At 69.4% G+C, this 26,925-nt stretch carries 19 protein-coding genes; 13 read left to right on the forward strand and 6 right to left on the reverse strand.

The window, feature by feature from the left end; translation table 11 throughout:
- Positions 1-10: 10 nt before the first annotated feature.
- From E8A74_RS11535 to E8A74_RS11550, 4 genes are read left to right on the forward strand one after another with little or no spacing between them, the layout of a single operon-like run.
- A complete protein-coding gene (locus tag E8A74_RS11535) occupies positions 11-802 on the forward strand; it encodes a formylglycine-generating enzyme family protein (protein ID WP_136929004.1) in 792 nt (263 codons plus the stop codon).
- On the forward strand, positions 799-1,728 hold the full coding sequence (locus E8A74_RS11540; RefSeq protein ID WP_136929005.1) for a formylglycine-generating enzyme family protein: 930 nt from the start codon (positions 799-801) through the stop codon (positions 1,726-1,728). The genes E8A74_RS11535 and E8A74_RS11540 overlap by 4 nt, the downstream gene beginning before the upstream one ends.
- Positions 1,725-3,359 carry a serine/threonine-protein kinase gene (locus E8A74_RS11545; protein ID WP_136929006.1) on the forward strand — a complete coding sequence of 545 codons (1,635 nt, stop codon included), beginning with the start codon at positions 1,725-1,727 and terminating at the stop codon, positions 3,357-3,359. The genes E8A74_RS11540 and E8A74_RS11545 overlap by 4 nt, the downstream gene beginning before the upstream one ends.
- Positions 3,360-3,375: 16 nt before the next feature.
- Positions 3,376-4,032: a hypothetical protein gene (locus tag E8A74_RS11550; RefSeq protein ID WP_136929007.1), complete on the forward strand. Its 657-nt coding sequence runs from the start codon at positions 3,376-3,378 to the stop codon at positions 4,030-4,032.
- 4 nt (positions 4,033-4,036) lie between these two features.
- Here E8A74_RS11550 and E8A74_RS11555 read toward each other — a convergent pair whose 3' ends face one another.
- Both E8A74_RS11555 and E8A74_RS11560 read right to left on the reverse strand, forming a co-directional pair.
- On the reverse strand, positions 4,037-5,164 hold the full coding sequence (locus E8A74_RS11555; protein ID WP_136929008.1) for a hypothetical protein: 1,128 nt from the start codon (positions 5,162-5,164) through the stop codon (positions 4,037-4,039).
- A 38-nt stretch (positions 5,165-5,202) separates the two neighbouring features.
- Positions 5,203-6,258, reverse strand: a complete 1,056-nt coding sequence (locus E8A74_RS11560; protein ID WP_136929009.1) for an OmpA family protein — start codon at positions 6,256-6,258, stop codon at positions 5,203-5,205.
- A 133-nt stretch (positions 6,259-6,391) separates the two neighbouring features.
- On the opposite strand from E8A74_RS11560, the gene E8A74_RS11565 reads away from it, so the two are divergent.
- Positions 6,392-7,522 carry a Rieske 2Fe-2S domain-containing protein gene (locus tag E8A74_RS11565; RefSeq protein ID WP_136929050.1) on the forward strand — a complete coding sequence of 377 codons (1,131 nt, stop codon included), beginning with the start codon at positions 6,392-6,394 and terminating at the stop codon, positions 7,520-7,522.
- 68 nt (positions 7,523-7,590) lie between these two features.
- Positions 7,591-8,187 carry a Uma2 family endonuclease gene (locus E8A74_RS11570; protein ID WP_232379509.1) on the forward strand — a complete coding sequence of 199 codons (597 nt, stop codon included), beginning with the start codon at positions 7,591-7,593 and terminating at the stop codon, positions 8,185-8,187.
- Positions 8,188-8,190: 3 nt separating this feature from the next.
- Here the strand turns inward: E8A74_RS11570 and E8A74_RS11575 are convergent, their stop codons facing one another.
- The 4 genes from E8A74_RS11575 to E8A74_RS11590 are packed head-to-tail and all read right to left on the reverse strand — an operon-like array spanning position 8,191 to position 13,388.
- Positions 8,191-9,756: a sodium:solute symporter family transporter gene (locus E8A74_RS11575; RefSeq protein WP_136929010.1), complete on the reverse strand. Its 1,566-nt coding sequence runs from the start codon at positions 9,754-9,756 to the stop codon at positions 8,191-8,193.
- Positions 9,753-10,043 carry a DUF485 domain-containing protein gene (locus E8A74_RS11580; RefSeq protein WP_136929011.1) on the reverse strand — a complete coding sequence of 97 codons (291 nt, stop codon included), beginning with the start codon at positions 10,041-10,043 and terminating at the stop codon, positions 9,753-9,755. The genes E8A74_RS11575 and E8A74_RS11580 overlap by 4 nt, the downstream gene beginning before the upstream one ends.
- Complete coding sequence (acs, locus tag E8A74_RS11585; RefSeq protein ID WP_136929012.1) at positions 10,040-12,010, reverse strand: acetate--CoA ligase; 1,971 nt, start codon at positions 12,008-12,010, stop codon at positions 10,040-10,042. The genes E8A74_RS11580 and acs overlap by 4 nt, the downstream gene beginning before the upstream one ends.
- 40 nt (positions 12,011-12,050) lie before the next feature.
- Positions 12,051-13,388 carry a hypothetical protein gene (locus E8A74_RS11590; protein ID WP_136929013.1) on the reverse strand — a complete coding sequence of 446 codons (1,338 nt, stop codon included), beginning with the start codon at positions 13,386-13,388 and terminating at the stop codon, positions 12,051-12,053.
- Between the two features lie 268 nt (positions 13,389-13,656).
- On the opposite strand from E8A74_RS11590, the gene E8A74_RS11595 reads away from it, so the two are divergent.
- From E8A74_RS11595 to E8A74_RS11625, 7 genes are all read left to right on the forward strand, one after another.
- Positions 13,657-13,857: a hypothetical protein gene (locus tag E8A74_RS11595; protein ID WP_136929014.1), complete on the forward strand. Its 201-nt coding sequence runs from the start codon at positions 13,657-13,659 to the stop codon at positions 13,855-13,857.
- Positions 13,858-13,859: 2 nt separating this feature from the next.
- The gene (locus E8A74_RS11600) at positions 13,860-16,850 is read left to right on the forward strand and encodes an ATP-binding protein (protein ID WP_136929015.1); all 2,991 of its coding nucleotides are present in this window, start codon (positions 13,860-13,862) and stop codon (positions 16,848-16,850) included.
- Complete coding sequence (locus E8A74_RS11605; RefSeq protein ID WP_136929016.1) at positions 16,850-18,193, forward strand: sigma-54-dependent transcriptional regulator; 1,344 nt, start codon at positions 16,850-16,852, stop codon at positions 18,191-18,193. The genes E8A74_RS11600 and E8A74_RS11605 overlap by 1 nt, the downstream gene beginning before the upstream one ends.
- 73 nt (positions 18,194-18,266) lie before the next feature.
- Positions 18,267-19,616 (forward strand): RCC1 domain-containing protein, encoded by a 1,350-nt coding sequence (locus E8A74_RS11610; protein ID WP_136929017.1) that lies wholly within the window; start codon positions 18,267-18,269, stop codon positions 19,614-19,616.
- 85 nt (positions 19,617-19,701) lie between these two features.
- Entirely contained in the window at positions 19,702-21,540 is a 1,839-nt protein-coding gene (locus E8A74_RS11615; protein WP_136929018.1) for a vWA domain-containing protein, read from the forward strand.
- Positions 21,541-22,089: 549 nt separating this feature from the next.
- On the forward strand, positions 22,090-23,121 hold the full coding sequence (locus E8A74_RS11620; protein ID WP_170229052.1) for a tetratricopeptide repeat protein: 1,032 nt from the start codon (positions 22,090-22,092) through the stop codon (positions 23,119-23,121).
- 149 nt (positions 23,122-23,270) lie between these two features.
- Entirely contained in the window at positions 23,271-26,909 is a 3,639-nt protein-coding gene (locus tag E8A74_RS11625) for a hypothetical protein (protein WP_136929020.1), read from the forward strand.
- Positions 26,910-26,925 lie beyond the last annotated feature (16 nt).

The following is a 26,925-nucleotide window of genomic DNA, read 5'->3' on the forward strand; positions in this document are numbered from 1 at the left end:
CGCCCTCGCCATGGCGTGTGCGCCGAACCTCACCACGACCGGAGGCGAGGGGGGCGACGGCAGCGGGGGCACGGGCGCGAGCGGGAGTGGGAGCGCGGGTGGGGGCGGCGGCGCGGGCGGCGAGATCGTGTGCCCCGAGGTGCCGAACACGCCGACGATGGTGCCTGTGGCGTCCGCGTCGGGAAAGTATTGCATCGACAGCACCGAGGTCACGAACAGCCAATATGCGGCCTGGATCCCTTCGGCCGCCGGGATGGACCCGGACCAAGGCCCCGAATGCGCCTTCAACATGAGCTTCGTGCCTGCCATCCCACCGCCCAACGACGATCACCCCGTCGCGCACGTCGACTGGTGTGACGCCGCCGCCTTCTGCAAATGGCACGGAAAGCGTCTTTGCGGGAAGATCGGCGGCGGGCCGGTCCCGTATGCCGACATCAACAATGCCGCGACGAGCCAGTGGCACAACGCTTGTAGCGGCGCCGGCACGCTCGTCTACCCGTACGGCGGCGTGTATGACGCGGTCGCGTGCAATGGCCAGGACAAGATGAACGGCGCTTCGGTGAAGGTCGCCAGCCTGGCCGGCTGTGTGGGCGGTTTGCCGGGCGTCTTCGACATGAGCGGCAACCTCTCGGAGTGGGAGGATGCCTGCGACGGGGCGACGGGGGAAAACGATACGTGTCGCCGGCGCGGCGGCGGGTATGCCAGCATCGCGACGGATCTCGATTGCCCGACGACCGGGGGCGGGGCGCGCGGCACAGCAAACGCGACCACGGGATTCCGCTGCTGTGTGGATGTGCCATGAAGGAAGAAATGGGGCGGACGATGAAGTCACGGAGCGCGTGGACACTGCCCGCGGGAATGCTGATCCTCCTCGTGGCGTGCGCGCCGGAGCTGCAGACGACGGGTGGTGCAGGCAGCGGCGGTAGCGGAGGCGCTGGCGGAATCGGGGGCGGCGGCGGAATCGGGGGCGACGGCGCAGGTGGTAGCGGCGGCAGCGGTGGCACAGGCGGCAGCAGCGGCTCGGGCGGGGGTCCGCTGGCGTGCCCCGACATCCCCAACACGCCGACCATGGTGATGGTGCAGGCTCCGAACGGGGGACCGTTTTATTGCATCGACAGCACCGAGGTCACGAACCTCCAGTACCTCGAATGGGTGGAGACGAAGCCGACGGTGGTGCAGCCGGCGCAATGCGAGGGGAACACGACGTTTGCCCCCTCGAAGGTACCGTCGAAGGACAGCCTGCCGGTCGCGGACGTGGACTGGTGTGACGCGCTCGCGTTCTGTGCTGCGCACGGCAAGCGTCTTTGCGGCCAGATCGGCGGGGGGGCCCTGCTGTTCAACGAATCTGCCGGCAATCCTGCGAAGAGCCAATGGCACAACGCCTGTGCGGGCGGGGGCGCGAAGGCCCACCCCTACGGTGACGCGTACAATGCGACGGCCTGCAATGGCCAAAGTGCCGAGCATGGCAACGTCGTCCCGGTCAAGAACCTGCCGACGTGCGAGGGCGGGTTCCCTGGGATCTTCGACATGAGCGGGAACGTGTGGGAGTGGGAGGATTCCTGCTACGAGACGCCCGGCGACATGCCTGCGGGAAACCCCTGCCGGCGCCGCGGAGGCAGCTACACGGCCTCGGACCACGACATGGATTGCTCCTCGGCAAGCACGACGCTCGCACGCGGATCGTCCAACGCGAACACCGGCTTCCGTTGTTGCGTGGATCTCTCATGAAAGAACTCGCTCCCGGCTCCATCGTCGACAGAAAGTACGCCCTCGAAAAACCCCTCGGGGAAGGCGGCATGGGCGTCGTCTGGCTCGCGCGCGACGTGCACACCGACGTGCCCGTCGTCGTGAAGGCCATCCGCGCCGAATACGCGCATCGCAAGGATTTCCGCGACCGCATCCTCGCCGAGGGCCGCGCGCTCGCCCGGATCGACCACCCGAACGTCGTCCGCCTCAATGCCGTCGTCTCGGACGAGGACGGCCTCTGCCTCGTCATGCAGTTCATCGAGGGCGGGACGCTCGAAGATCGCATCGCGCGCCACGCGAAATCCGGCACGCCGCTCTCCGTCGCCGAAGCGCTCGCGCTCTTCCGCCCCATCGTGCAAGGCGTCGCCGCGGCGCACGCCGAGGGCATCATTCACCGTGATCTGAAGCCCGCGAACGTGCTCATCCGCGCGAAGGACGGCATCGTCAAGGTCACGGATTTCGGCATCGCCAAAGAGGAGAGCGACGCGCAAAAGGGCAAGGGGAACACCGAGGGCGTCATCGGCTCGGTGCTCTACATGTCGCCCGAGCAATGCACCGGCAAGAAGGACCTCGACAAACGGGTCGATGTCTACGCGCTCGGCATCGTGCTCTACGAGCTGCTCGTCGGGCAGGTGCCATTCGACGGCGACAGCCATTACATGATCATGACGTCGCACGTGAAGGAGCCGCTGCCGAAGATCCGCGCGCGCAGGCCCGACGTACCCGCGTGGCTCGAAGCCGTCGCCGAGCGCTGCGCCCAGAAGCGCCGCGAGGATCGGTTCAGCTCGTGCGAGGAGATCCTCGCGGCGCTCGACGCGCAGGGCCAGGGGTTGTACGGCTCTACTGCGCCCGCCGCCCCGCTCCACCTGACGGCGCCGGCGGCGCCGCTGCACGCGAACGTCATGGTGCCGCCGGGCATCCCGCAGACGGCGCAGGCCGCGGTGATCACGGCGCCCGGGAACGAGCCTTCGCCCAAGCGCGGCCTCGCCGTGGCGTTCACCGTGGGCGTCGCGGCCCTCGCCGGGCTCGGCATCTCGTATTCGCTCGGCTTGTTCGGCGCGCCCAAGGACGAAAAACGCACGGAGGCCAAGGGCCCGCCTCCGGTGGAGCCTACAGCGAGCGCCCCCGCGCCCGCGAGCGCGGCGCCGAGCGTGGACACGAAACACCCTCTCGCCGCCCTCGCCGGGCGCTGGCGGAGCGACAGCGGCCGCGAGTACGACGCGGTCCTCGTCGGCGACCGGCTCGAAATGCGGATCCACGACGCCAAACCCTTTGCGCTCCAAGGATACGAAGAGGGCGAGGCCCGCTTCGTGCTCCGCGCCTTGCCCGGAAAAACCGACGTCTTCGGCGTCGAGGATCGCCTGCGGCCGAACCCGCCCGCGGGGCATGACTACGACGTCGCGCTCGCCCGCTCGACCTGCATCGTCCCGTACACCGAGATGGCGGGCAAACCACTCGAAGCGCGGCTCGACGGCGGGAAGCTGCGCGTCTCCATGGTGCAAACGCAGCCGCCGCCGACGAGCTACACGCTCGCCGGCAAACGGGTCACCGGCTGCAAGAACCTCGCGGCCGCGCCGCTCACGCCAATCGAAAGCGTGCTCGGCCGGCCCTGATCCGGAGGCTCGAACCGTGCCCCTCGCGCTCTCGCTCCACGCGCATACGCCGTATGCGCTCCAGCCCTCCTCGGTCCAATTCCGATTGCGGATCGAGAACCACGGCCCCGCGCCGGTCCGGGGCGAGAAACCGGACGGGATGAGCCTGCTCACGACGGACGAACGAGGGCAGTGGCTCCCTTATCTCCCCCGCGCGCCCTGGCCCTTTCCCCCGGATGAAATCGAGATTCCCCCCGGCGGCGTCCACGAAATGAGCATTTCCTCCTCCGTGAGCGGGAGCATGCACGACGTCGGCCTGTACCGCGTATCATGCCGCTGGGGCGGCGCGGAGAGCAACGTCGTCGAATACCGCGTCCTCGACGATCGGCACTCCTACGTGGCGACGTTGCGGGCCGTCTCCGGAACGACGGTCGAGCTCACGCTCGACAACCGAGGGCCCGCGCCAATCGTTTGGGGCGAGCCCTGCGACCCCGAGCAGGATATGAGCTTCTGGATCCACGGACAGACGCGCCTGAAGACCGTGCTGACCACGGGCGCGGACCTCGTGCGGATCGTGCCGGGCACGCCGGCCGTCCTTCGAATCGAGCTGCCGGAAGACGAAAGCGGCCGGACTCTCTCCGGCCGCTTTCAGCGCGAGCCTTTCGCCAGCGGCGAAACCAAGCTCGTCTTCTGAAGGGTCATTTCCCCTTCCCCGCCTCGATCCGCTGAATGATCGAGATCTCGTTCGCAAACATCACCGCGCGTTGCCCCATCTCGAAGACGGGCGCAGGTCCCGATGGCCCCGGACGACCGGTATCGCCGCTCGGGCCCCTTCGCCCGAGCTGCCCATTCTTGCCGTCCTTCGGATTGCAGGAGGCCTCTCCCGCCTTGAGCATGCCGCGTTGGCCGCCCTTGCCGCCAAAACCACCCTTGCCGCCCGGCCCCCGATCGCCGCTCGGCCCGCCGACGCTCTGGAGCAAGAGCCGCCCCTTGAGTTTGTCCGGGTTCGCGTCGTCGAGGATGACCTTGATCAAACCACCGGCACCGCCGTCGCCGCCTCGACCGCCGGGCCCGCCGTCCGTGCCATTCGTGCCGTCCGTGCCGTCGAGGCAGTCCTCCTTCGCGTCCTTGCCGTCCTTGCCCGGAATGCCGGGCGCGCCCTCTCGGCCCTGGCCGCCTTCCCCGCCGATGCTCGTGATCCGCACGGGTTTGTCCGCCGAGGGGCTGATCAGGTACGCGCGGCTGCCCGGCCAATCGAGCCGAATGAGCGCCGCGTCGGGATAAAAGGGCGTCGAGAGCGTGGTGATCGAGACCGTGATGTCCGGCCCCGGCGCGCCCGGCTCGCCCTCGCGCCCCTTCCCGCCGCGGATCTTTTGCTCCCCCTGGCAATCGTAGACCGGCTTGAGCTGGGCCTCGCCCTCCATCGATTTGCCGCTCGTCGCCGACTCCAGCCAGCCGCGCAGGCCCATGCCCGTGTCGGCCGTCTTGAGGACGTCCTTCTCCGGAACCCAGATGAAATTCCCCCCGCCGATGGAGCCCGAGCTGCCCTGGATGCGCACCATCTCCGACGAGATGACCGTATCCTTTTCATTCATGCACCCCTTGTTCGCGTCGACGTTGCTGCAGGACGTGCCGTCCTTCAGCTTCGCGACGACCTCGACCTGGAAGGGATCCCCCGGGCAAAACAGCAATTGCCCCGACGCCGGCCGGACCGTGACATTCACCACGTTCTTCGGTTCGATCTGCGCTTGGTTGGGGCCACAGCCGACGAGCAGCGGCAGGGCGGCGACGAATGGAAGGGAGGCGAAACGACGCAGGAAAGACATGACGAAGCTCCTCGATGGACCAGGAAAATGATGCTCGTTCACGCGCCGCCGGCGGGCGGGACGTAGGGCGTCTGCGGCGAAGAAGGCTGGCTCGATGGGGGTTGCCACACGCCGGGCTTGCGCTTCGTGGGATCGATCCCGGCCGCCTTCGCGCGCCAGCAGCCGCGGGGTACGTCTTGCCAAACGCCGTTCACCTGCACGGCTTTGAGGAGCACACGCCGGTTGACGGGGTCGTCGACCTCGTCGCCTCGATCGACGGCCGGGCAATACTCGCCATACCCGACCGGGACGAGCCGGCTCTTCTCGACGCCGCCGGCCACGAGGGCATTCGCGATGGCCTGGGCGCGGCGCTCGGTGAGGTTCAGGTTGTAAAACTTATCGCCCTTGCTCGACGCGTGCCCCTCGATCTCCATGCGCTGGATCTGCGGCACTTGCTTCAGCACCTTGGCGATCTCGGCGACGGTCGCCTTCGCGGCCGGGGTGAGCTCGGCCGAATCGAGCTCGAAATCGACCTTTTTCGTCTCGGGGATGACGATCTCGTGCGAAGCCTCGTCGTACGCGACCTCGCCCGCGGCCTGATCGGGGCAACCGTCGTCGTCGCGGTAGCCATTGATCGTCTCGGGCTGGTTCGGGCATTTGTCGTTGACGTCGGCGACCCCGTCCTGATCGTGGTCGGGCGAGGGGCAGCCGTCGCCCACGTTCGGCGGCAGGTTGTCCTCGGGCTGGACCGGGCACTTGTCCTTCGCATTGGCGACGCCGTCCTGGTCCTCGTCGTCGGAGGGGCAGCCGTCGTCGGCCTTCGGCGGCAGGCCGTCCTCCTTCGCGTAGGGGCATTTGTCATCGGCGAGCAGGACGCCGTCGTTGTCGGGATCGGTCGCGGGACAGCCGTCGTTCGCCTTCGGCGGCAGGCCATCCTCGGCGTCCGCGGGGCAAGCGTCGTCGATGTCGGCGGCGCCGTCTTGATCGGTGTCGGCGCCTCGATCGGCCTGCCCGTACATCGGGCGCGGCGCATAACCGCCGCCGCACGCGGCGGGCAGGAGCGAGAGGACGAGGGCGAGGAGGGGGCTACGAGCGAAGGTCTTTCGGGAAAGCATGACGCGACGGCCGCGGAGCCTAGCCGTCCTGGGCGCCGTTGGGAAGAGAAGAGCCGGGCCGGGCCGGTGCAGCATGAGGGGAGCGCAACCGGCGCTTGCCATCGGGACCGAAAGTGGGGAGGCTTCGAGCGTGATGGGACCCGACGATCGCGACGTCGCTACCGAGCCTTCCGAGAGCGCGCCCCTCCTGCCAGCCGAGGCGTTGCTCGCGCCGCCGCGCGCGAAGGTGCGGGCCTCGGTGGCGCGCCTTCACGGCCACTGGTTCGTCGTGGCGGCGTCGAACGAGCTCGGGGATCGGCCGATCGCGCGGACCTTGCTCGGCGTGCCGCTCGTGCTCTTCCGCGACGGCGAGGGCAAGCCGGGCGCGCTGCTCGACCGCTGCCCGCACCGGAACGTGCCGCTCTCGATCGGCGAGGTGGTCGAGGGGCAGCTCCAGTGCTCGTACCACGGCTGGCGCTTCGACCGCGGGGGCACGTGCAAGTTCGTCCCGTCGCTCGTCGGCGACGCCGGGGCGAAGGCGCGCAACGCGCCGAGCTACGCGGCGCGCGAGCAGGATGGGTTCGTGTGGGTCTACTCCACGCCGAACGAGGCGCCGAAGACCGAGCCGTATCGTTTCCCGCAGCTCGGCGCGGGCTACACGACGGTGCGGCGGCGGGTGGAATCCGAGAGCACGATGCACGCGGCGCTGGAGAACGCGCTCGACGTGCCGCACACGCAGTACCTGCACAGTGGCCTGTTCCGATCGAAACCGCGGGGCATCGAGATCGAGGCGCGCGTGACGCGTACGCACGACCGCGTGGTGGCCGAGTACGTGGGCGAGCCGCGCCCGACGGGCCTCGTGGCGCGGATCCTCTCGCCGTCGGGTGGGGAGGTGACGCATTTCGATCGGTTCATCCTGCCCTCGATCGCGGAGGTCGAGTACAAGATTGGCACGGAAAACCATTTCCTGGTGTCGGCCGCGATGACGCCGGTGACGGACTTCCTGACGCACATCTACGCGGTGGTGAGCTTCAGGGTGCGGCTGTTTCCGGGCTGGCTGCTCAAGCCGTTCTTGCTGCCGCTCGGCCTCAAGGTGTTCGCGCAGGACGCGGCGCTGTTGAAGTTGCAGACGGAGAACATCCAGCGTTTCGGGGGCGAGCAATACGCGTCGACGGAGATCGACGTGCTCGGGCGGCACATCTGGCGGCTCATGCGGAAGGCCGAGCGGGGGGATGTATCGACGGGCGAAAATGTTCATGAAGAAACGGTGAAACTTCTGGTGTAGTCCGGGTGAAACCGGGTTCCAGAAGGTAAAACCAAATCTTTCCCCGTCGGAAGGAGCGTGGTAGGGCGATGAGCAAGGAGGCACCGCACATGGGAGAGGCCGCTCGCAAGCTCGTCACGTTCGCCGAGTACATCGCGTTCGAGGAGAACATCGAAACGAAGCACGAGTACCGGAACGGCGAGATCGTCGCGATGCCAGAAAAGACGCTGAAGCATGCCCTCATCGCTGTATATGTCAGCGTTTCACTCGGGAATCAGCTCGAAGGTCAGCGTTGCATCACCTTCGGTTCCCAGGTCCGTTTTCGGGTGCTCGCCACGGGCCTCGCGACCTATCCGGACGTCAGCATCGTGTATGACAAACTCGAACGGGATCCGGAGCATCAGGACACCCTGACGAACCCCACCGTGCTCGTGGAAGTCCTCTCCCCAAGCACCGAGGCATACGACCGCGGGGACAAGTTCCACGACTACAAACAGATCCCCTCGCTGAAGGAGTACGTCCTCGTGTCGTCCGAACGTCGACGCATCGAAGTGTTCCGTCGCCAGGAAGACGGCTCGTGGCACTACCACGACACGATGGAGCGAGGGGTGGCCGAGCTTGCATCGATCGGCTGCAAGCTCGACCTGGACGAAGTCTACCGCAATCCCCTGGAAGAGAGCGCGTAAGGCTCACTCCGCCGGAGCGGGCTCCGCATCCTCCGCGCCGAGGTGCATGCGGCGCTCGACCTCGGCATATTTCGCCTCGGCCTCGGGCTCCGGGAAGAGCAGGCTCACCACGATTCCCACGACGAACGAGAGCGGCACCGTGATGATGCCGGGGTTTTTCAGGGACAGCATCGCCGTGGGGTTTTTGAGCAGGTCCACCTGAATCGTCGGCGACATCCAGATGAGCACGAGCGCGCTCACGACACCCGCCACGATCGCGCTCACGGCGCCCCGCGTCGTGAACTTCCTCCACGTGATCGACAGGAGCAAGACCGGGAAGTTCGAGCTCGCCGCGACGGCGAACGCGAGGCCGACCATGAATGCGACGTTCTGCCCTTTGAAGAGCAGGCCGAGGCCCATCGCCATTAGCGCGAGCACGATCGTCGCGACACGCGCCACCTTGAGCTGCTCCTTTTCGTCCGCTTGCCCGTGCCGGATCACGCCGACCCATAGGTCGTGCGCCAGCGCCGCCGCGCCCGAGAGCGTCAAGCCAGCGACGACCGCGAGAATGGTCGCGAATGCCACGGCCGAGATGAACCCGAGGAACGGACGGCCGCCCACGGCCTCGGCGAGCAGGAGCGCGGCCATGTTGCCGCCCTTGTCGACCGAGGTGATGGCCGCACGACCGACATGCACGCTCGCGCCGAAGCCGAGGATGAACGTGACCAGGTAAAAGAAGCCGATGAAGCCCGTCGCATAAAACACGGACGAGCGCGCGGCCTTCGCGTCGGGCACCGTGTAAAAGCGCATCAGGATGTGCGGCAGGCCGGCCGTGCCAAACATGAGCGCGAGGCCGAGCGAGACGGCTTCGAGCGGGCTCGACACGAGCTTGCCCGGCGCGAGGACCTCCGGGCCATAGGTCTCGGCCGCCTTCGCGAAGAGCGCGAGCGGGTTCATCCCGAAAGGAACGAGCGAGAGGAGCGCGAGGAGCGTCGCCCCGCCGAGCAGGAGCACCGCCTTGACGATCTGCACCCACGTCGTCGCGATCATGCCGCCGAAGAGCACGTAAAGCAGCATGACCGTGCCCACGATGAGCAGCGCGGTCTCGTATTGCAGGCCGAACATCATCTTGATGAGGTTGCCCGCGCCGACCATCTGCGCGATGAGGTAAAAGCAGATCACCGTCAGCCCGCCGATCGCAGCGGCGATGCGGACGGGCTTTTTCTTGAGGCGATAGGCCACGACGTCGGCGAACGTGTACTTGCCGAGGTTGCGCAGCGGCTCGGCGATGAGGAACGTCACCACGGGCCAGCCGACGAGCCAGCCGACCGAATAGATGAGGCCGTCGAAGCCGCTCGTCGCCACGAGGCCCGCGATGCCGAGGAAGCTCGCCGCGCTCATGTAATCGCCGGCGAGCGCGAATCCATTCTGCAAGCCGCTCACGTTGCCGCCGGCCGCGAAGAACTCGCTCGTGGTCTTCGTCTTGCGCGCGGCCCAGCCCGTGATGGCGAGCGTCGCCGAGATGAAGACCAGGAAAAACGCAATCGCCGTGCCGCTCGTCGCGCCGAGCGAGGTCTGTACGCCGTTCATGTGCCACCCCCGCGCTTCGACTTGCCGGCGAGGCGCTCGACATGGACGTCGTAATGCCGGTTCGCCCAGGAGACGTAGATGCCCGTGAACACCCAGGACAGGACGATCACGAGGGAGCCGAGCAACATGCCGAGGCTCAAGCCGCTCGTGAGGAGATGGCCAAGCAGGGGTTTGCCCCAGGCCACGAGCAGGATGAAGCCGAAATAGGCGAACATCGTGGCCGCGGTCAGGACGCGCGCAATGCGGTCGCGCGCCGCGGCGACCCGGCGGAGATCCTTCTCGTTCATGCCCTCACCTCGGCGCCCAGCGTACGCGATTTCGCCGCGCCCTCGACGGGTTTTTCGAGCAGCTCGTCCATGAGGGTCGGATCGGCGAGCGTGGTCGTGTCCCCGAGGTTCTCAGTCTCGCCGCAGGCGATCTTGCGCAAGATACGACGCATGATCTTGCCCGAGCGTGTCTTCGGCAGGGCCGAGACGATACGGAATCCGTCCGGCGTGGCAATCGGGCCGATCGCGTGGCGGACCTGCTCTTTCAGCGCGCCCTGGAGCTCGATCTCACTGCGGTACGAGACGCCGGGCCGCAGGACGACATACGCAAAGATGCCCGTGCCCTTGATGGCGTGCGGAATGCCCACGACGGCCGCCTCGGCGATGGCGTCATGCTCGGACAGCGCGCTCTCGACCTCGGCGGTGCCGAGCCGATGGCCGGAGACATTGAGCACGTCGTCGACGCGCCCCGTGACCCAGATGTCGCCGTCCTCGTCGCGCAGACACCCGTCGCCCGTGAAATACAGGCCCGGGAAACGCGCATAATAGGTCTCGCGGAAGCGGCGGTGGTCGCCGTAGAGCGTGCGGGCCTGGCCGGGCCAGGAGCGCTTGACGCAGAGGTTGCCGCTGACGCCATCTTTATCGAGGATGTGGCCCTGATCGTCGAGGACGGCGAGCTCCACGCCGAAGAAGGGTTTCGTGGCGGACCCCGGCTTCGCGGGCGTCACGAAGGGCAGCGGCGTGACGAGGACGCCGCCCGTCTCGGTTTGCCAGAACGTATCGACGACGGCGGCGCGGCCCTTGCCGACCTGATCGTGATACCAGCGCCAGGCCTCCGGGTTGATGGGCTCGCCGGCCGAGGCGAGAACACGCAGCGTGTCGCGGCTCGACGTCTCGAGATACGCATCCCCCGCGGCCATGAGCGAGCGCAGCGCGGTCGGCGCCGTGTAGAGCTGCGTGGCCTTCACATCGTCGACAATCTCCCAGATGCGGCTCGCATCGGGATAATTGGGCAGCGTCTCCAGGAGCACCGTCGTCGTGCCATTCACGAGCGGGCCGTACACCACGTAACTATGGCCCGTGATCCAGCCGAGATCGGCCGTGCAGAAATGGACATCGTCCGGCCGCAGGTCGAAGACGACGGCGTGCGTCAGGGCCGCATAGACGAGGTAGCCGCCGGTCGTGTGCAGGACGCCCTTGGGTTTGCCGGTGGAGCCTGACGTGTAGAGGATGAAGAGCGGATCCTCGGCGGCCATCCATTCGACGGGGCACGTCGAGCGGTGCTTGTCCATGACCTCGTCGAGGAAATGGTCGCGGCCCGCGTGCATGGGCACCTGCACGTCCGTGCGGCGCGCGACGAGGACCGTATGGACGAGCGAGAGCCCCTCGACCGCGTCGTCGACGATGTGCTTCAGCGGAATGCGCTTCGCGCCGCGGAGCGCCTCGTTCGCCGTGAGGACGACCTCGCAGCCGGCGTCGAGGATCCGCTCGCGCAGGCTCTCCGCCGAGAAACCAGCGAAGACGACGGAATGCACGGCGCCGATCCGCGCGCAGGCGAGCATCGCGTAGACCAGCTCGGGGATCATCGGCATGTAGAGACACACGCGGTCGCCCTTGCGCACGCCGAACGATTTGAGGACGTTCGCGAGGCGGCAGACCTCGTGCTTGAGCTTGCGGAAGGAGATCCGCTCGTACGCGCCGGGCTCGTTTTTCGCCCACACGAGCGCGATCTTGTTCGGCCGGTGGGCCGCGTGCCGATCGACCGCATTGAAGCAGGCGTTGAGGCGCCCGCCCGAATACCAGGCGACGTCCGTGCTCTCGGGGTCGACGTCCATGGTGCTGTGCGGCGGGTAAAACCAGGAGAGGGCGCGGGCGCGCTCCGACCAGAAGACCTCGGGCTCTTCCAGGCTCTGCCGATAGAGGGTCTCGTAGTCCTCCATCGAGCGGACCTTCGGGTGGTAGGCGAGCGGTTCGTCTGCGAATTTCATGTGCTTCCTCCCATGGCTCCGGCAGCGGCGCGCGCCTTCGTCAAAAGAACACCTGCGCCTGCATCGTGACTTCGTTCTTGCGATCCGTTTCGATCGGTTTGCCCTCGGGCCGCGCCGAGAACACCGGGCGACTGCGGTAATTCAGCGTGAGCTTGCCGTGGTGCCCCACGATGAACCAGTTGAGCCCGACGTCGGGCACGAGCACGGCGTCGTCGAGGCCCTCGAATTGCCCGCGGCGCACCGCGACATAAGGCTGGAGTTGCCCCGCGCGGCCCATGTCGGGGAACAAGAACCCCGCGTGCCCGTAGATCTGCATGCCCGTGCCGACGGTCGGCACCGCGTTGCCCGGACCATTGAACGATCCGGGCGCGCCCTCGGCGAGGGCCGTCGAGGGGGTCAAGATGCCGATGTTCCGCACGTAGTTCGGCCCGAAATCGGAGAGGACGAGGCCCGCGTACGCCGTGACGGCCGTGCCTTTCCAGCCCGTGGGCAGGTCGAGGAACGTGTCCACGCCGAACATCCGCGTGTCGACCTTCCGCTTGTCGCCGCCGTCGAGGTACGCCATCGAATCAGGGTGCCAGTAAACCCCAGCGCCGAGGTTCAGGACCTTCTTCTTGCCGAGGTACGTGCCGACGTAATAAGGCAGCGAATTCGATTCGGGTTCGAGGAAGTCGTACTTGAAATACCCCTGCACGGCCGGCATGTTCGAGGTCGGGTCGTAGTCGGCCGTCCCCTCCTTGGGCTCCCCCGCGACGGCGAAGGGGTGGTTCACGGCGGCCCGGTATTCGAGGCGATTCCAGAGGATGCCCTTCACGTACACGCCGAGCTGACGCGCGAACTGGTCGGACTTGTCGATCGTCGGCCAGTTGTGGATCGGCGAATCGATCGTCATCGAGTTGATCGTGCTCGCGCTCGCGAGGCGGGAGACGCCGTTCCAGTAATGGAGGCCAACGCCGAGCGCGAGCGCGTCCCCGGCGATCCGGTACTCGCCCCACAGGTCGTGCAAAAAGAGCTGCGGCTTCTTCGGCGTGTCGCCCGCGCCGAACCCGCCCCCGACGGTGCTCTGGTTGTTGATGCCGAAATGCGCCAGGATCGTCAGGTCCTTGGAGAGCTGGCCGTGCAGGAGCAGGCGCGAGCGGCGAATGCCGATGTCGACGCTCGCGTCCTGGGGCGCGCCGCGGACGAGCGAACCGGGGTTGTGCTCGTTGTAGCGCATCCAGATCTGGTGCCACGTGAGGATGCGGAAGTACTGCTTTCCGTCCTTCGAAAGCTCGATCTTCACGCCCTTGTCGATCGACGGATCGTATTCGGCCCGCGCCACGCTCGCCGTCGTCGCGAGCGCGACCATCGCCACCGTCGCCGTGAGACACCTCTTCATGGACGACCCCCAACGCCGCGCCGGCCCTCCAGCGCGCGGGAAAAAATGGGGAACGGGGGGACCGAGTACGCCGCGTCGGACACGTCCCCGTTCGCCGGGAAAACCGGTTTGCAATGCGCGTACCAGGCGCGAATCGCGGGCGCGCGCCTCGGCAAAACCGCATCGCGTGGTGTTTCGTAACGAAGCGGCGTTTCCTTTCGTAACGAACGCAGTGCGTCAGCACACTCCACGCGCGCCAAGGGCCCCGGGGATCTGGTAACGTCGCGGCGTGGGCATCCCTCCGCGCGCCTCCGCCGCCGAGATCTCCCTCGTCCTGCTCGGATGTGGGGCCTTCGTCGCCCTGTCGCCGCTGCGCCTCGCGTGGGCGCACCCGGGGCGCACGTGGCTCGCGCCCTTCCTCGTGTGGGCCCTGCTCATCGCGCTCGCGGCGCTCGCGGCGCGGGGCGAGCGCCGCGGTCGCGGCTCCTGACCATGACGATCGCGACCTCCACCCTCTCGCTCGTCGCGCTCGGCTACCTCGCGCTCTTGTTTTTGCTCGCGCACCTCGCCGAGCGGGGGACCATTCCGCGACGCTTCACGGGTAACCCGCTCGTGTATTCGCTTTCGCTCGGCGTATATGCCACGTCGTGGACCTATTTCGGCGGCGTGGGGTTCGCGGGGAGCCATGGCCTCACGTTCCTCGCGGTGTGCCTCGGGCCGACGCTCGCCTGCATCGCCGCGCCGCTCGTCTGGCAGCCCATCCTGCGCCTCTCGCGCGATCAGCAGCTCACCTCGCTCGCGGACCTCTTCGCGTTCCGGTATCGCGGGCGCCGCGTCGGCGTGTTCGTCACGCTGCTCGCGCTCGTCGCCAGCGTCCCGTACATCGCGCAGCAGATTCACGCCGTCGTCGACAGCGCGCGCGCCCTCGCCCCCACCGCCTCGCCGACGGCGCTCGGGCTCGGGTTTTCCGCGCTGCTCACCACGTTCACCGTGCTCTTCGGCGCGCGGCACCTCACGGCGCGCGAGCGGCACGGAGGGCTCGCGCTCGCCGTCGCATTCGAATCCGTCGTGAAGCTCGTCGCGCTCCTCGCGGTCGGCGCCGCCGCGCTCTTCGGCGTGCACGGCGGGATCGGAGGGCTCGAAGCGTATCTCGCGGCCCACCCCGAGGTCACCGAGCGGCTCGCGGCGCCCGTGCGCGAAGGAACGGGTTATTCGTCCCTGATCCTCCTCTCCTTCGGCGCGGCGTTCCTCTTGCCGCGGCAATACCACGTCGCATTCGCCGAGGGCGCGGAGGAGCGCTCGCTCCGGTTCGCGGCCGTCGCGTTCCCCGTGTTCCTCTTGCTCCTCAACCTGCCCGTCTTGCCGATTCTGTGGGCGGGTCAGCGCCTCGGGCTCGACGCCTCGCCCGACGTGTACGTGCTCGCCGTGCCCGCGGCGCTCGGGTCGACGAAGCTCCCCCTGCTCGCGTTCCTCGGCGGCGTCTCCGCGGCGAGCGCGATGGTGATCGTCACGACGATCGCCGTCGCCGGCATGTGCGTCAATTATTTCGTCTTGCCGGTTCGCCTCGACAAGCTCGGCGAAGACCCGTACCGGCGCCTGCTCTGGCTGCGCCGCGCGCTGGTCGCGGCCCTCATCTTCGCAGGGTATGGGTTTTACCGGGTCCAGGAGCGCGGCGGGCTGCTCGTCGAGACGGGCCTCGTGTCGTTCGTCGCGTTCGCGCAGTTCCTCCCGGGCCTGCTCGGCGTCTTGTTCTGGAAACGCGCCACGCGGGCCGGATTTCTTAGCGGTCTCGGCGCCGGGTCGCTCGTGTGGGTGGCGGCGGCGCTCTTGCCCTTGCTCTCGCGCACCGGGGTTCTGCCGGGTGATCTCGGCGCGCGGGCGCTCTTCGGCGCGGACCTCGGGGAGAGCTGGACCTTGCCCACGGTGCTCTCGTTATCGGTGAACGTGGCGCTCTTCGGCGGCGTGTCCTTGCGCGGCGGGCAATCCCCCGAAGAAGCCGAGGCGGCGCGCATCTGCGCGCGGGAGGCGATCGTCGTCGGGCCCCCCGCGACGCCCTGGGGCTCGGCGTCCGAGCTCGAACAGGCCCTCGCGCGCAAGCTGGGCGCCGCCGTCGCCGAGGCCGAGATCACGCGGGCCCTCGGCGAACTTGGTCTTTCGCGGGAAGGGCTCGGCCGCGCGGATTTGCGCCGCCTCGGGGATCAGGTCGAGCGAAATCTCTCGGGCCTCTTTGGGCCGATCCTCGCGCGGCTGCTCGTGCATCCGGCCGATCGCGGCGAGGGCGACGACGCCGCGATCGCCGATCAGCTCCGCTTCCTCGACGAACGCCTCAATCGGCCCGCCCTCGGCCTCACCGGAATCGCGGCCGAGCTCGACCTCTTGCGGCGGTATTTACGCACGGTCCTCGAAGAGCTGCCCATCGGCGTCTGCGCGCTCGGGCCCCGCCGCGACGTCATTCTGTGGAACCGCGCGCTCGCCCGCACGACCGGCCTCGCGCCGGAGGTCGCCTCGGGTTTGCCCCTCGAACGGCTCCCCGCTCCCTTCGGGCCCATCCTCTCCTCGTTCGCCGACGACACCGCGCGGGCAGAGGCCGACGTGGCCCTCGACGACGGCCGGCGCCGCCTCGCCGTGCGGCTGCACAAGGCCTCGCTCGATGCCGAAAGCGCTGGAGAGACGGGCGCGCCGTTTGGCCTCGTGCTCCTCCTCGAAGATCGCACGGAGCGCGCGGCGCTCGAAGCGCAGCTCGTGCATCGGGATCGCCTCGCCTCGGTTGGTCGGCTCGCGGCCGGCGTCGCGCACGAAATCGGCAATCCGCTGACCGGCATCACCTGCCTCGCGCAGAACCTCGCGGAAGAGCCGGACGCGGCCGAGGCGCGGGCGCGGGCGCGGCTCATCCTGGAGCAAGCGGGGCGCATCGACGCGATCGTTCGATCCCTCCTCGGCTACAGCCATGCAGGCACGAGCGCCGTGGAGCCGGGGCCGGAGGGTACATTCGCCCGTGTCCCGCTCGCGCCGGTCGTCGACCAGGCCATCGCGCTCGTGCGGCTCGACCGGACGGGCAAGCGGATCCAGATGGAAAACGTCTGTCCGGACGACCTCGCCGTCCACGCCGACCGGCAACGCCTGACGCAGATCCTCATCAATCTGCTGACGAATGCTTGTGACGCGTCGCAGGAGGGAGGCAGCGTGTTCATCGACGCGGAGCGACAGGACGCGTCGGTGGTGCTGCGCGTCATCGACGCGGGGACGGGCATTCCGGAGGAGGTGAAAGCGCGGATGTTCGACCCCTTTTTCACGACGAAGCCACGCGGCGAGGGCACGGGGCTCGGGCTCGCCGTGGTGGAGAGCATCGCGCGGGAGCACGGCGGCGCGGTGTGGGTCGAGAGCGAACCGGGCGTGGGGACGACGGTGCACGTGCGGCTTCCGCTCGCGCTCGCGCCCCGTCTGGGCGAGGATGCGCTCTCCGCGTTTGGCGGGACGACCTGATGCCGCGGCTCCTCCTCGTCGAAGACGAATCCATCATCCGGAGCGAGCTCCGCCGCCTGCTCGCGCGCGCCGGCCACGACGTCGCCGAGGCGCAGAGCGTACGCGAGGCCGAAGAAGAGCACGATCTCGGCTCGTTTGATCTCGTGATCACCGACGTGCGGCTGCCCGGCGCGCCCGGCACGGACCTCATCGATCCGTGTCGCACGCGGGGGGTGCCCGTCCTCGTGATGACGAGTTACGCGACCGTGCGATCCGCGGTCGACGCGATGAAGCAGGGCGCGGTCGATTACCTGTCGAAGCCGTTCGAACACGACGAGCTGCTCGCGCTCGTCGAGCGTATCCTGTCGCGCCCGAAGCCCACCGCGGACGTGCCCCCCGCGCCTGCCGCCCGCGCGGACGAGGGGGTGTTCGAGGGCTTGATCGGCCGGTCGCAAGCGATGCGCGAGGTCGAGGCGCGGCTGCGCAAGGTCGCGCCCACGGACGCGACGGTGCTCGTGCTCGGCGAGAGCGGGACGGGCAAGGAGCTCGTCGCGGCCGCGATTCATCGCACGAGCCGGCGCGGCGGACGCGCGTTCGTGCCGGTCAACTGCGCGGCCATCCCCGAGGGGCTCATCGAGAGCGAGCTTTTCGGCCACGAGCGCGGCGCGTTCACGGGCGCGACGAGCGCGCACGCGGGCCTCGTGGAGGCGGCCGACGGCGGCACGTTGTTCCTCGACGAGATCGGCGAGCTGCCCCTTGCGGCGCAGGCGCGGCTCCTGCGGTTTTTGCAGACGGGCGAGGTGCGGCACGTGGGCTCGACGCGGGCGCGCAAGGTGTCGGTGCGGCTCGTCGCGGCGACGCACCGGGACCTCGCGGCGATGGTGCAGGCGGGCACGTTCCGGAGCGATCTTTATTTTCGGCTGCGCGTGATCGAGGTGCGGCTGCCGCCGCTGCGCGAGCGGGGCGAGGACGCGCTCGCGCTCGCGAGCCATTTCATCACCGAGGGATCTCGAAAAGCGGGGCGGCCGGTGCCCGCGCTCTCGCCGGACGCGGAGAAGGCCATCACGACCCATTCGTGGCCCGGCAACGTGCGCGAGCTCGAGAATGCGATCGAGCGCGCGCTGATCCTCTCGGAGGGCGGGACGATCACCGCGGATTTGCTCGGCCTGGAGGCCGAGGAAGAGAGCCGCGGCGCGGCGCCGACCTCGTTGCCCTCGGACGTATCGCTGGAAGAGTATTTCCGTCGGTTCGTCGTGGAAAACCAGGACACCATGACGGAGACCGAATTGGCGAAGCGGCTCGGGATCAGCCGAAAGACGTTGTGGGAGCGCCGGCAGAGGATGGGGCTCTCGCGCTCGAAGTGAGGGCGGCATTGACAATCGAGCCGCCGTACGCGAGCATAGCGCGGTAGGCTTTGGTTTCCTTCGAGGTTCCATCATGCGAAATGCATTCTCCGTAAGCGCCCTCGTCGTCGGCCTCGCCGTCCTGGCCGCGTGCACGCCGGAGCCACGCGATTACGGTACGGGCGGCGGCGGCACGGGCGGCACCGGGGGCGCGGGCGGCGCTCCCTCGTGTGACCCTGGGACGGCCGATTGCGACGACGCGCCGGGCTGCGAGACGGTCGTCGAGAACGACCCGGCGAACTGCGGCGGTTGCGGCGTCCGGTGCGGGCTCCAGTGCGCCGGGACGACGTGCGACGATCCGGTGCAGATCGTGGCCGGCTACCGGCACTCGTGCACGCGGACGGCGCTCGGGGACGTGTATTGCTGGGGGAGCAACACGTCGTACGAGCTCGGGATCGGGGACATGCTCGACCAGTACCTGCCGCAGAAGGTCGCCGTCGGGGGAAAGGCGGTCCACATCGACGCGGGCGGCGGCGTCTTCAAGAATGCGGCTGGCGCGGACCAGATCATCGCGCACACGTGCGCGGTCCTCGAGGACACGACGGTGCGGTGCTGGGGCTGGAACACGAGCGGGCAGCTCGGGACGGCGAGCGGGAACTGGCAGGACAAACCCACCACGGTGGTCAGCCTCGTCGGCGCGAAGGAGGTGAGCGTGGGCGGGCGGCACACGTGCGCGGTGACGAGCCAGGGCGAGCTGTATTGCTGGGGCGCGAACGATATGGGGCAATGCGGGCTGGGGACGCCGAGCGAGAAGGTCGACATGCCGTCGCTCGTGGCGCTCGCGGACGTCGTCCACGTGTCCGCGGGATTCGAGCACACGTGCGCGGTGACGAAGGCCGGGACCCTGCATTGCTGGGGCGTGAACGGCCTTTATGGTCGGCTCGGGATCGGCGACGGGCCGGATCAGGCCGCGCCGAAGGTCGTGAGCTTGACCTCCGTGGAGCAGATCTCGGCCGGCTACGAGCACACCTGCGCCTTGAAGGGCGGACAGCAATATTGCTGGGGGAACGGTTATCAGGGCCAGCTCGGGATCGACGGGGAGTTCACGTGGCGCACGTCGCCCACGGACGCCTCCGCGGTGCCCTCGCCGATCTTCGTCTCCGCGGGTTTCCAGCACACGGCGAGCGTCTCGGGCGCGGAGGGCAAGCCCTACGTGTCGAGCACGGTCGTGCGAATTGGCGATGGAACGACCAATACCACGTACGTGCCCCTGCCCGTGGAGCTGCCGGACGTGGTCGAGATCGCGGCCGGATGGCGCCACACGTGCGCGCGCACGAGCAAGGGCCAGCTCCACTGCTGGGGCGACAACAAGGAGGCGAAGTTCACGGCTCCGGACTTCGGCGACGAGATCCTTTCCCCTCGGCTCATCCTCTTCGCTCCCTGAGATCCTGATTTTCCGCCCTGGTCGCCTTGTGATAGGTCTCTAGGCCGCGCGGGCGGCCACTTCGGGCGTCCAGAGGGGAAACTCCGTGAAAGCGACTTACGCATTGAGCAAGCCGACGATCGTCGTCGGTGAGTCCACCAAGCTATCGCTCGTCGTCCGCTTCGGGGCAGAGGGGAAGAAGGAAGACGCGCCGAGGAGGAAGCTGAACCTGAGCCTCGTGCTCGATCGCTCCGGCTCGATGGGCGGCACGCCGCTGCGCCAGGCCATCAAGGCGGCGCAGGCGCTCGTCGGCGAGATGAAGGAGGACGATCGGGTGAGCGTCGTCATCTTCGACGACAGCCCCGACACGATCGTCGATCCGGTGCTCGCCAAGGACAAGAAGGGCATCCAGGACAAGATCGGCAAGGCGCGCGCCGGCGGCTGCACGAACCTCTCGGGCGGCTGGCTCGAAGGCGTCAAGCACGTGAAGAAGCACGCGAAAAAGGACGAGGTGAACCGCGTCCTGCTCCTCACGGACGGCCAGGCGAACATGGGGATCACCGACCCCGACGTGCTGAAGAAGACGTCCGGCGAGAAGGCCGGCGAGGGCGTCGTGACGACGACGCTCGGCTTCGGCTCGGGCTTCAACGAGGACCTGCTCATCGGCATGGCCCGCGAGGCCGAGGGCAACTTCTATTTCATCGAGTCGCCCGAGGACGTCGAGCAGGTCTTCAAGATCGAGCTCGAAGGTTTGTCCTCCGTGATCGGGCAGAACCTCGTGGTGAGCGTGCGGCCCGACGAGGTCGTCGAGCACGGCTGGGTGCTGAACAAGTACCGCATCCAGGAGAAGGGCAACGAGCTCGAAGTGACGCTCGGCGACGTATACGCCGTGGAGGACAAGGTCCTCGCGCTCGAGCTCGAGGTGAAGCCGACGAAGGCCGGGCCGGTCAAGGTCGCGTCGGTCCAGTTCCAGTACCAGACGGTGGTGGACGGCTCGATCAAGGACGGGTCCGGCGAGTTCGTGGTGACGGTGAACGCGGGCACGGCCGAGGAAGCGGCCGCGGCGGCGCAGGACATCAACGTCATCGGCGAGGCGCGGCGCCTGGAGACGGCGAAGCTCAAGGACGAGGCGGTCGACCTCGCGGACAAGGGCGACCTCAAGAACGCGGCGCAGAAGCTGCGGAAGATGGCCGAGGATCTGCGGAACAGCCCGCTCGCGAACCAGTTCGCGTTCGCCGAGGAGATCGAGCAGCTCGAGCACTTCGCCGACCGGCTGGAGAAGCGGTCGTACGACGGCGTGCTCCGCAAGGAGCTGCGCGATCAGTCGTACCAGGCCGGGGCGCGGAGCCGCGGCGACCTCGCGCAGCGCGGCACGGCGGGCGGCAGCGCGGCGGGGTTGCCGACGGTCACGAGCGCGGACGGCGGCGTGGTCGTGCGCTGCGAGAAGGAGGGCGGCAAGCTCCGGATCAAGGTGATCTCGGACGGCTTCGATGCGTCGAAGAACGTGCAGTTCCCGCGCGCGATCCGGCAGGAGGGCGTCACGTACCTCGTCGAGAACGTGGTGGGGAGCAACGACGGGAGCTTCTACCGCGCGGCTGGCTGGATCAAGCGGCTGCTCCGGCCGGGCGAGACGGTGAGCGCGAGCTCTGGCGGGTCCGCCCGGCGTTCGTCGGGGTCGTCCTCGAAGGCGGCGAAGACGCCGGCGACGGCGGCGGATCTGCCGACGTGCACGGAGATCGGCGACGGCGTGCTCGTGCAATGCGTGCCCGAGGGCAAGAAGCTCCGGGCGCGCGTGGTGTCGGACGGGTTCAACCCGAACTACAACATCCGCTTCCCGCGCAGCATCCGCGAGCTCGGCGTGCTTTACGTCTGCGACGAGGTCGTCGAGGCCTCGGGCGGCGGCTCGTACGTCGCGGGCGGCGAGATCAAGCGGCTGATTCAGTAAAGCCACGCCAGGCGCGGCGCTCGCTCGGGCGCCGCGCCCCCTGCCCCGTGGACCGGAGGCCTCGCCACGCGGCGACCCCCTCGGTCACGTTCACGCGTCCCCCTCGCCACGCGCCTACCCCCTCACGTCACGTTCACGCGTCCCCCTCGCCACGCGCCTACCCCCTCGCGTCACGTTCACGCGTCCCCCTCGCCACGCGCCTACCCCCTCGCGTCACGTTCGCGCGTCCCCCTCGCCACGCGCCTACCCCCTCGCGTCACGCTCGCGCGTTCCCCTCGCCACGCGCCTACCCCCTCGCGTCACGTTCGCGCGTCCCCCTCGCCACGCGCCTACCCCCTCGCGTCACGAAAAACGGTCCAGAGCGCTCGCGGGCCGGTCGGGAGGTGAGAAGCAGCGCGCCCCCGTGCTATAGGCTGCGCCGAACGCATGCCGCGCACGACCAAACCTACGCCCGCCAAGAAAACCCCTGCCAGGAAAGCCACCAAGAGGGCCCCTACGAAGCACGCGCCTCCGAGGCCCATCCTCACGACGGAGGCGCCCGAGGGAGGGATGCCCGCGTGGGCCGAGATCAACAATCGTGGCAATCGCAAGCAGGAGGAGGGCGACCTCGACGGCGCCATCGCCGATTTCACGAAGGCCATCAAGCTCGCGCCCGGGGAGCACGCGCCGAGGTACAACCGCGGCAATGCCCGGTCGCTCGCCGATGACGTGGACGGCGCGATCGCCGATTACACGGACGCGATCAAGATCGCCCCGAACTTCGCGCCCGCCTGGCAGCGGCGCGGCCTGTCGAAGCAGCGGCACGGGGATCTCGAAGGCGCCATCGTCGATCTCGAGGAGGCGATCCACCTCGCGCCGGCCGAGCCGAGCGCGTACGGCGAGCGGGCCGCGCTGCGGGCCCTGCGCGCCGATTTCACGGGCGCCGTGGAGGACTGCGTGCGGGCCCTCGCGCTCGCCCCGCTCGACTGGCATCACCGGCCGAACACCCAGAACCTGCTCGACATGATTCGCAAGGCCGAGGAAAAGCAGAGGACCGAGACCATGGCAGCAAAAAAGGCCGGAACGAAGGCGCGCAAGGCAGCGAAGGTCGAGGAAGCGCCCCGGACGGCGCGTTTGGTGGTCGAGGAGGTGCTCGGGGCCTCGGGCTTTACGTTCGCCCTGGCCGAGGACGAGGCGGGCTACATCGACTACCTGGCCGCGGTGGGTCAGGGGATCGTGGAGGCGTTCGCGGTCCGTCTGTCCGAGGAGCTCGAGCGGGTCGTCGTGTACGTGATCTTCGAGCCGAAGGCGAAGAAGGAGCTGCGCACGGAGCTCGCCGAGTTCGTCACGCGTGCGAATTTCGGGATGGGCGATGGCAATTTCGAGATGGACTTCGACGACGGCTCCGTCCGGTTCAAGATCGCCCTCGATTACACCGAGGAGCCGCTCTCGCCGTTGCTCCTGCGAAACATGATCTTCGACGCGATGGATACGACCGAGGTCTACGCAGACGCACTCGCGCGCGTGATCGCCGGCAAGGCGAAAGCAAAGACCGCCGTCCGCGCGGCCGAGAAGGCGGCGATGGAGTCGGGATCGCTTTGATCAGACCTCACCCCCGGCCCCTCTCTCGCGCGGAAGAGGGGTGACGGACACCTCTTCGCCCCTCGCCCGCGAGGGGATGGGGGGGAGGGAATCGATCCTCTTGTACCGCGCCCGCAACATGCGAAAGTAGGCCGCTGGAGGGTTTTCGTTTGCCTACCGTTCGGGATGGCTACCTCGCGGTGTTCGCGTCCGCGCGCAGCGACGCGGGGCGCGCAATGGCCCTGGCCAACCTCGCGGCCCTGCTCGCCCACCGCGGCGACAAGGTCCTCGTCATCGACCTCGCCGTCGACTCGCCCACGCTCACGCGCTACTTCCCGGACGACACGAAGCGCCGCGCCGCCACGTCGAACGCCCCGAGGCCGCGGCCCGCGCCCGGCATGGTCGATCTGCTCGCCTCGGTGCGCGAAGAAGCCCGGCGCTTCCCCGCGACGCGCGGGCCGGCCGGCAGCGGCGCGGCGCGCGAGCTCGTCGAGCGGATCATCGAGGCGAACGACGCCGCGATCCGGCGCGTTCCCCTGCGCTACCCAGGCCTGCCCGAGGACCGGACGGTGGAGCTGCACTTCTTGCCCGTCGGCGGCGAGGACACGCCACGCGAGCGGAACCGGCCGCTCGACGGGCTCGAAGCGTTTCCGGGCGTGCTCGAAGAGGTCGCCGCGGCGCTGCGCGGGCGTTACGACGCGGTGCTCCTCGACGCGCCGACGGGCGAGACGGAGACGACGGCCCTCCTGGCCTCGCACCTCGCGGACAAGCTCGTGGTGGTGCTCGACGACGCGTCGCTCGAAGAGGCCATCGAGCTCGGCGCCTGGGCGCACGGGCGGCGCGCGATCGCCTCGACGGATCGGCCACTCCACCTGTTCCCGCTGCTCGTGCACGTGGCCGACGGCCCCGCGGGCCGCGCGTTCGTGGAGGAGGCGCGCCCGCGGCTCGAAGCGCTGCTGCGGTCGACGCTCGCGCTGCCCGCGTGTGACCTGTCGTTGTACGTGGAGCTCGCGCAGATCCCGCAGCGCAGCGCCACGAAGCCCGCCCCGCGCCTCGCCGCCGAGGTCGAGCCGACGTCGGATCCGCAGGGGCTCTCGCACGCTTATTTCCGCTTCGTACAGTGCCTCTCGAAGTCGAGCCCGATCAAGGTGGGCGCGCGCGCGCGGCCCATGTCGGCGGAGCTGCTCTCGGCGATCGAGGCGCGGCGCGCGGCCCCCCAGGCGACGCCCGCGGAGGGCCTCCGCGTCGTGCCCGCGGAGCGGCCGAGCTCGCCGGGGCTCTCGGCCCCGCCCACGACCCTGCCCTCCGCCGGGGCCGGGGGCCGACCCACGGAGCGGCCGGGGCGCCCCGATCCGCTCTCGACGCGCAAGCTCTCGGCCCAGCACGCCGAGCGCCTGGCCGAGGCGATGGCGCTCCGGGCGCAAGGCCGGAACGCCGAGGCCGCGAAGATCTGCGCGGCGATCGTGCGGGAGGCGGTGCGCGACGAGCGCGGGAGCAAGGAGACGGCGAAGGCGTTCCTCGCGCTCGGGGATCTCTCGGCGCAGACGGAGACGGGCGAGTACGACGAGGTCGTCCGGAGGTTCCACGAGCGCCGGCACGAGGATCCGGAGCTCTTCGAGGCCGTGCTGCTCGCGCTCTACCGCCGGGGCAAGCGCCACGCGGCGCGCGAGCGCTTCGCCCTCGCGACCGACAGCCTCTCGGCCGCGCTGGAGCTCGCCGGGGAGTGGAAGTTCCCGGGACAAACGTCCTCGGTGGATCTGCGCGCGCTCGCGGCGGACGCGGCGCTCGTGCTCGGCGTGATCTCGATCGAGCGAGGCGACGACGCGCGCGCGCTCGCGGCCCTCGGGCATGCGGCGCTGTCGACGCCGGGCGGGAGCAGCGCGGCGCAGCGGGAGACGGAGGCGGCGGCCGCGTGCCTCTCCGCGTTCGTGCTCGCGCGCTCGGGCAGGCCCGACGACGCGGCCGACCGGGCGAGCGCCCTGCGCGAGCGGCTCGGCCCCTCGCCGTCCCCGGTCGAAGGCGCGATCGCGGCGATCGCGGCGTGCAACGAGGGCGCCTCGCTCGGGCTCGCGGGGCATTACGACGACGCGCTCGCCGTGCTCGGCGCGCTCTCCGAGCGGCTCGCGGGCACGTGGCAGAGCCCGTTTCACGAGGTCGCGGCCGCGGCCGCCTACAACGAGGCGGCGGTGCTCGCGCGGGCAGGCCAGGTCGAGGCGGCGCTCGAGCGGCTCGGGCAATTACGCGCCTCCTTCGGCGGGCTCGGCGCGGTCGTGCACCGGGTGCGCTTCTCGACCGTGCTGCTCGAAGGGCACCTGCTCTCCACGCTCGGCCGGAAGGACGCGGCGATCGAGCGGCTCGAAGCGCTGCAGGACGGGCTGCGCTGGATGGACGTTTGTTTGGACCACCCGGGCGAGGTGTACATGCGTGAGCGCCGCGCCGACATGGCCTGGTACCTCACGCGGATGCGCGAGCACGCCCGCGGCGTGGACGAGCTGCCCGGGCTCCTCCAGGCGAGCGAGGAGGAGGGCGACGCGCGGCACGGGCGTGTGCACCTGCGCGCGGCCTTCGAGCTCGTGCGGCACGGGCGCCGGCTCGACGATCTCGGCGCGCACCGCGCGGCCGGCGCCTGCTACGAGGAGGCGATGTCGCGGCTCGAGCGCGCCGGTTCGCGGCCGCCGGGCGACGCGTCGATGCTCGCATGCGCGGGCCTCGTGGCCCTGTCCCGAGGCGCGGCGCAACGCGGCATCCCGCTCCTGCGCAAGGCCGCCGAGCAAGGCGGGACGGCCGCGCTGCAAGGGTCGCTCGAACGGATGCGGGGCGAGGGGCTCGACGTGGAGGCGCTGGTGGCGGCCGTGCGGGAAGCCTTCGACTGGGTCCCGCGCGACCGGACGGACGCGCTGCGCGCCGCCGATCCGCTCGGCGCGACGTTGATCCGCGCGCTCGTCTACCCGGGCCGCCCGCCCGAGCCGCTCCTGCCTCCCCTGCCCTTCCCGCCCGTGGGCGCGCGTTTCGCGGCCGCGGCGACGCCCGCGCTCGCGCAGGGCGCGCCGGGTCTGCCGCAAACGGCGGCGCTCACGCACGTGGGGCGGCTGCTCCTGCTCGATCCGCCCGACGGCACGGAGAACGACCTCGCCACGTTCGGCCCGCACGCGACCGAGCCGGTGACGTCGACGCGGATCTCGCCGGTCTCGCTCGCGTCCCCGCTCACCTGGCCCGAGCGGCTCGGCGCGCCGACGGGCTCGGCCGAGGAGGTGGCGAACGCGCTCGACGCGCTTTACCCGCGCTCTTCGCCTGTGGCGGCGCTCATCCACTGGCAGGCGACGGGGCCGGACGGCGTGGTCGTCCCGGCGGCGCCCGTCGCGGTCGAGGTGGAGGCGCGGGACGGCGCGACGTTCCGCCTCGCGGTGCTGAGCGACGTGCACGGGCACGATCGGATCGTCTACGACGGGGTCACCTCGATCCAGGTCCGCGACGGCCAGGGCCCCTCGGCGCCGCGCCGCGTCCCCACGCCGCTGCTCGCGCTCTGGCGCGCGCTCGCGATGGGCCTGCCGGGGACGTTTTCGCTCTCGATCGGGCAGGGTTCGTCGTCGCCCACGACGATCGTGCTCACGGGCGCGCCGCGCGAGCCCGGCACGGGGATCCTGCACGTCGAGCTGCACGTCGACCGGGTGCTCGTGGCCCGCGGGGATCCTGCGGCGCTGCGGCGTGTCGTCGCGGAGGACGTCGACGGCGTGGTGTATCGGTTCGAGGTCGAAGCGACGGTCGGCAAGATCGAGCCTTCGCTCTTTGGGAGCATCCCGGGGCTTTGATTGTGCAACCGGACGA

Origin of the sequence: Polyangium fumosum (assembly GCF_005144585.1) — a bacterium.
GTDB classification, from domain to species: Bacteria; Myxococcota_A; Polyangia; order Polyangiales; family Polyangiaceae; genus Polyangium; species Polyangium fumosum.

Bases quoted from the DNA above. Each gene is read 5' to 3' on its own strand.
- E8A74_RS11535 (WP_136929004.1), top strand. From the start codon at position 11: ATGGCGTGTGCGCCGAACCTCACCACGACCGGAGGCGAGGGGGGCGAC.
- E8A74_RS11540 (WP_136929005.1), top strand. From the start codon at position 799: ATGAAGGAAGAAATGGGGCGGACGATGAAGTCACGGAGCGCGTGGACA.
- E8A74_RS11545 (WP_136929006.1), top strand. From the start codon at position 1,725: ATGAAAGAACTCGCTCCCGGCTCCATCGTCGACAGAAAGTACGCCCTC.
- E8A74_RS11555 (WP_136929008.1), bottom strand. From the start codon at position 5,164: ATGTCTTTCCTGCGTCGTTTCGCCTCCCTTCCATTCGTCGCCGCCCTG.
- E8A74_RS11560 (WP_136929009.1), bottom strand. From the start codon at position 6,258: ATGCTTTCCCGAAAGACCTTCGCTCGTAGCCCCCTCCTCGCCCTCGTC.
- E8A74_RS11565 (WP_136929050.1), top strand. From the start codon at position 6,392: ATGGGACCCGACGATCGCGACGTCGCTACCGAGCCTTCCGAGAGCGCG.
- E8A74_RS11570 (WP_232379509.1), top strand. From the start codon at position 7,591: ATGAGCAAGGAGGCACCGCACATGGGAGAGGCCGCTCGCAAGCTCGTC.
- E8A74_RS11575 (WP_136929010.1), bottom strand. From the start codon at position 9,756: ATGAACGGCGTACAGACCTCGCTCGGCGCGACGAGCGGCACGGCGATT.
- E8A74_RS11580 (WP_136929011.1), bottom strand. From the start codon at position 10,043: ATGAACGAGAAGGATCTCCGCCGGGTCGCCGCGGCGCGCGACCGCATT.
- acs (WP_136929012.1), bottom strand. From the start codon at position 12,010: ATGAAATTCGCAGACGAACCGCTCGCCTACCACCCGAAGGTCCGCTCG.
- E8A74_RS11590 (WP_136929013.1), bottom strand. From the start codon at position 13,388: ATGAAGAGGTGTCTCACGGCGACGGTGGCGATGGTCGCGCTCGCGACG.
- E8A74_RS11600 (WP_136929015.1), top strand. From the start codon at position 13,860: ATGACGATCGCGACCTCCACCCTCTCGCTCGTCGCGCTCGGCTACCTC.
- E8A74_RS11605 (WP_136929016.1), top strand. From the start codon at position 16,850: ATGCCGCGGCTCCTCCTCGTCGAAGACGAATCCATCATCCGGAGCGAG.
- E8A74_RS11610 (WP_136929017.1), top strand. From the start codon at position 18,267: ATGCGAAATGCATTCTCCGTAAGCGCCCTCGTCGTCGGCCTCGCCGTC.
- E8A74_RS11620 (WP_170229052.1), top strand. From the start codon at position 22,090: ATGCCCGCGTGGGCCGAGATCAACAATCGTGGCAATCGCAAGCAGGAG.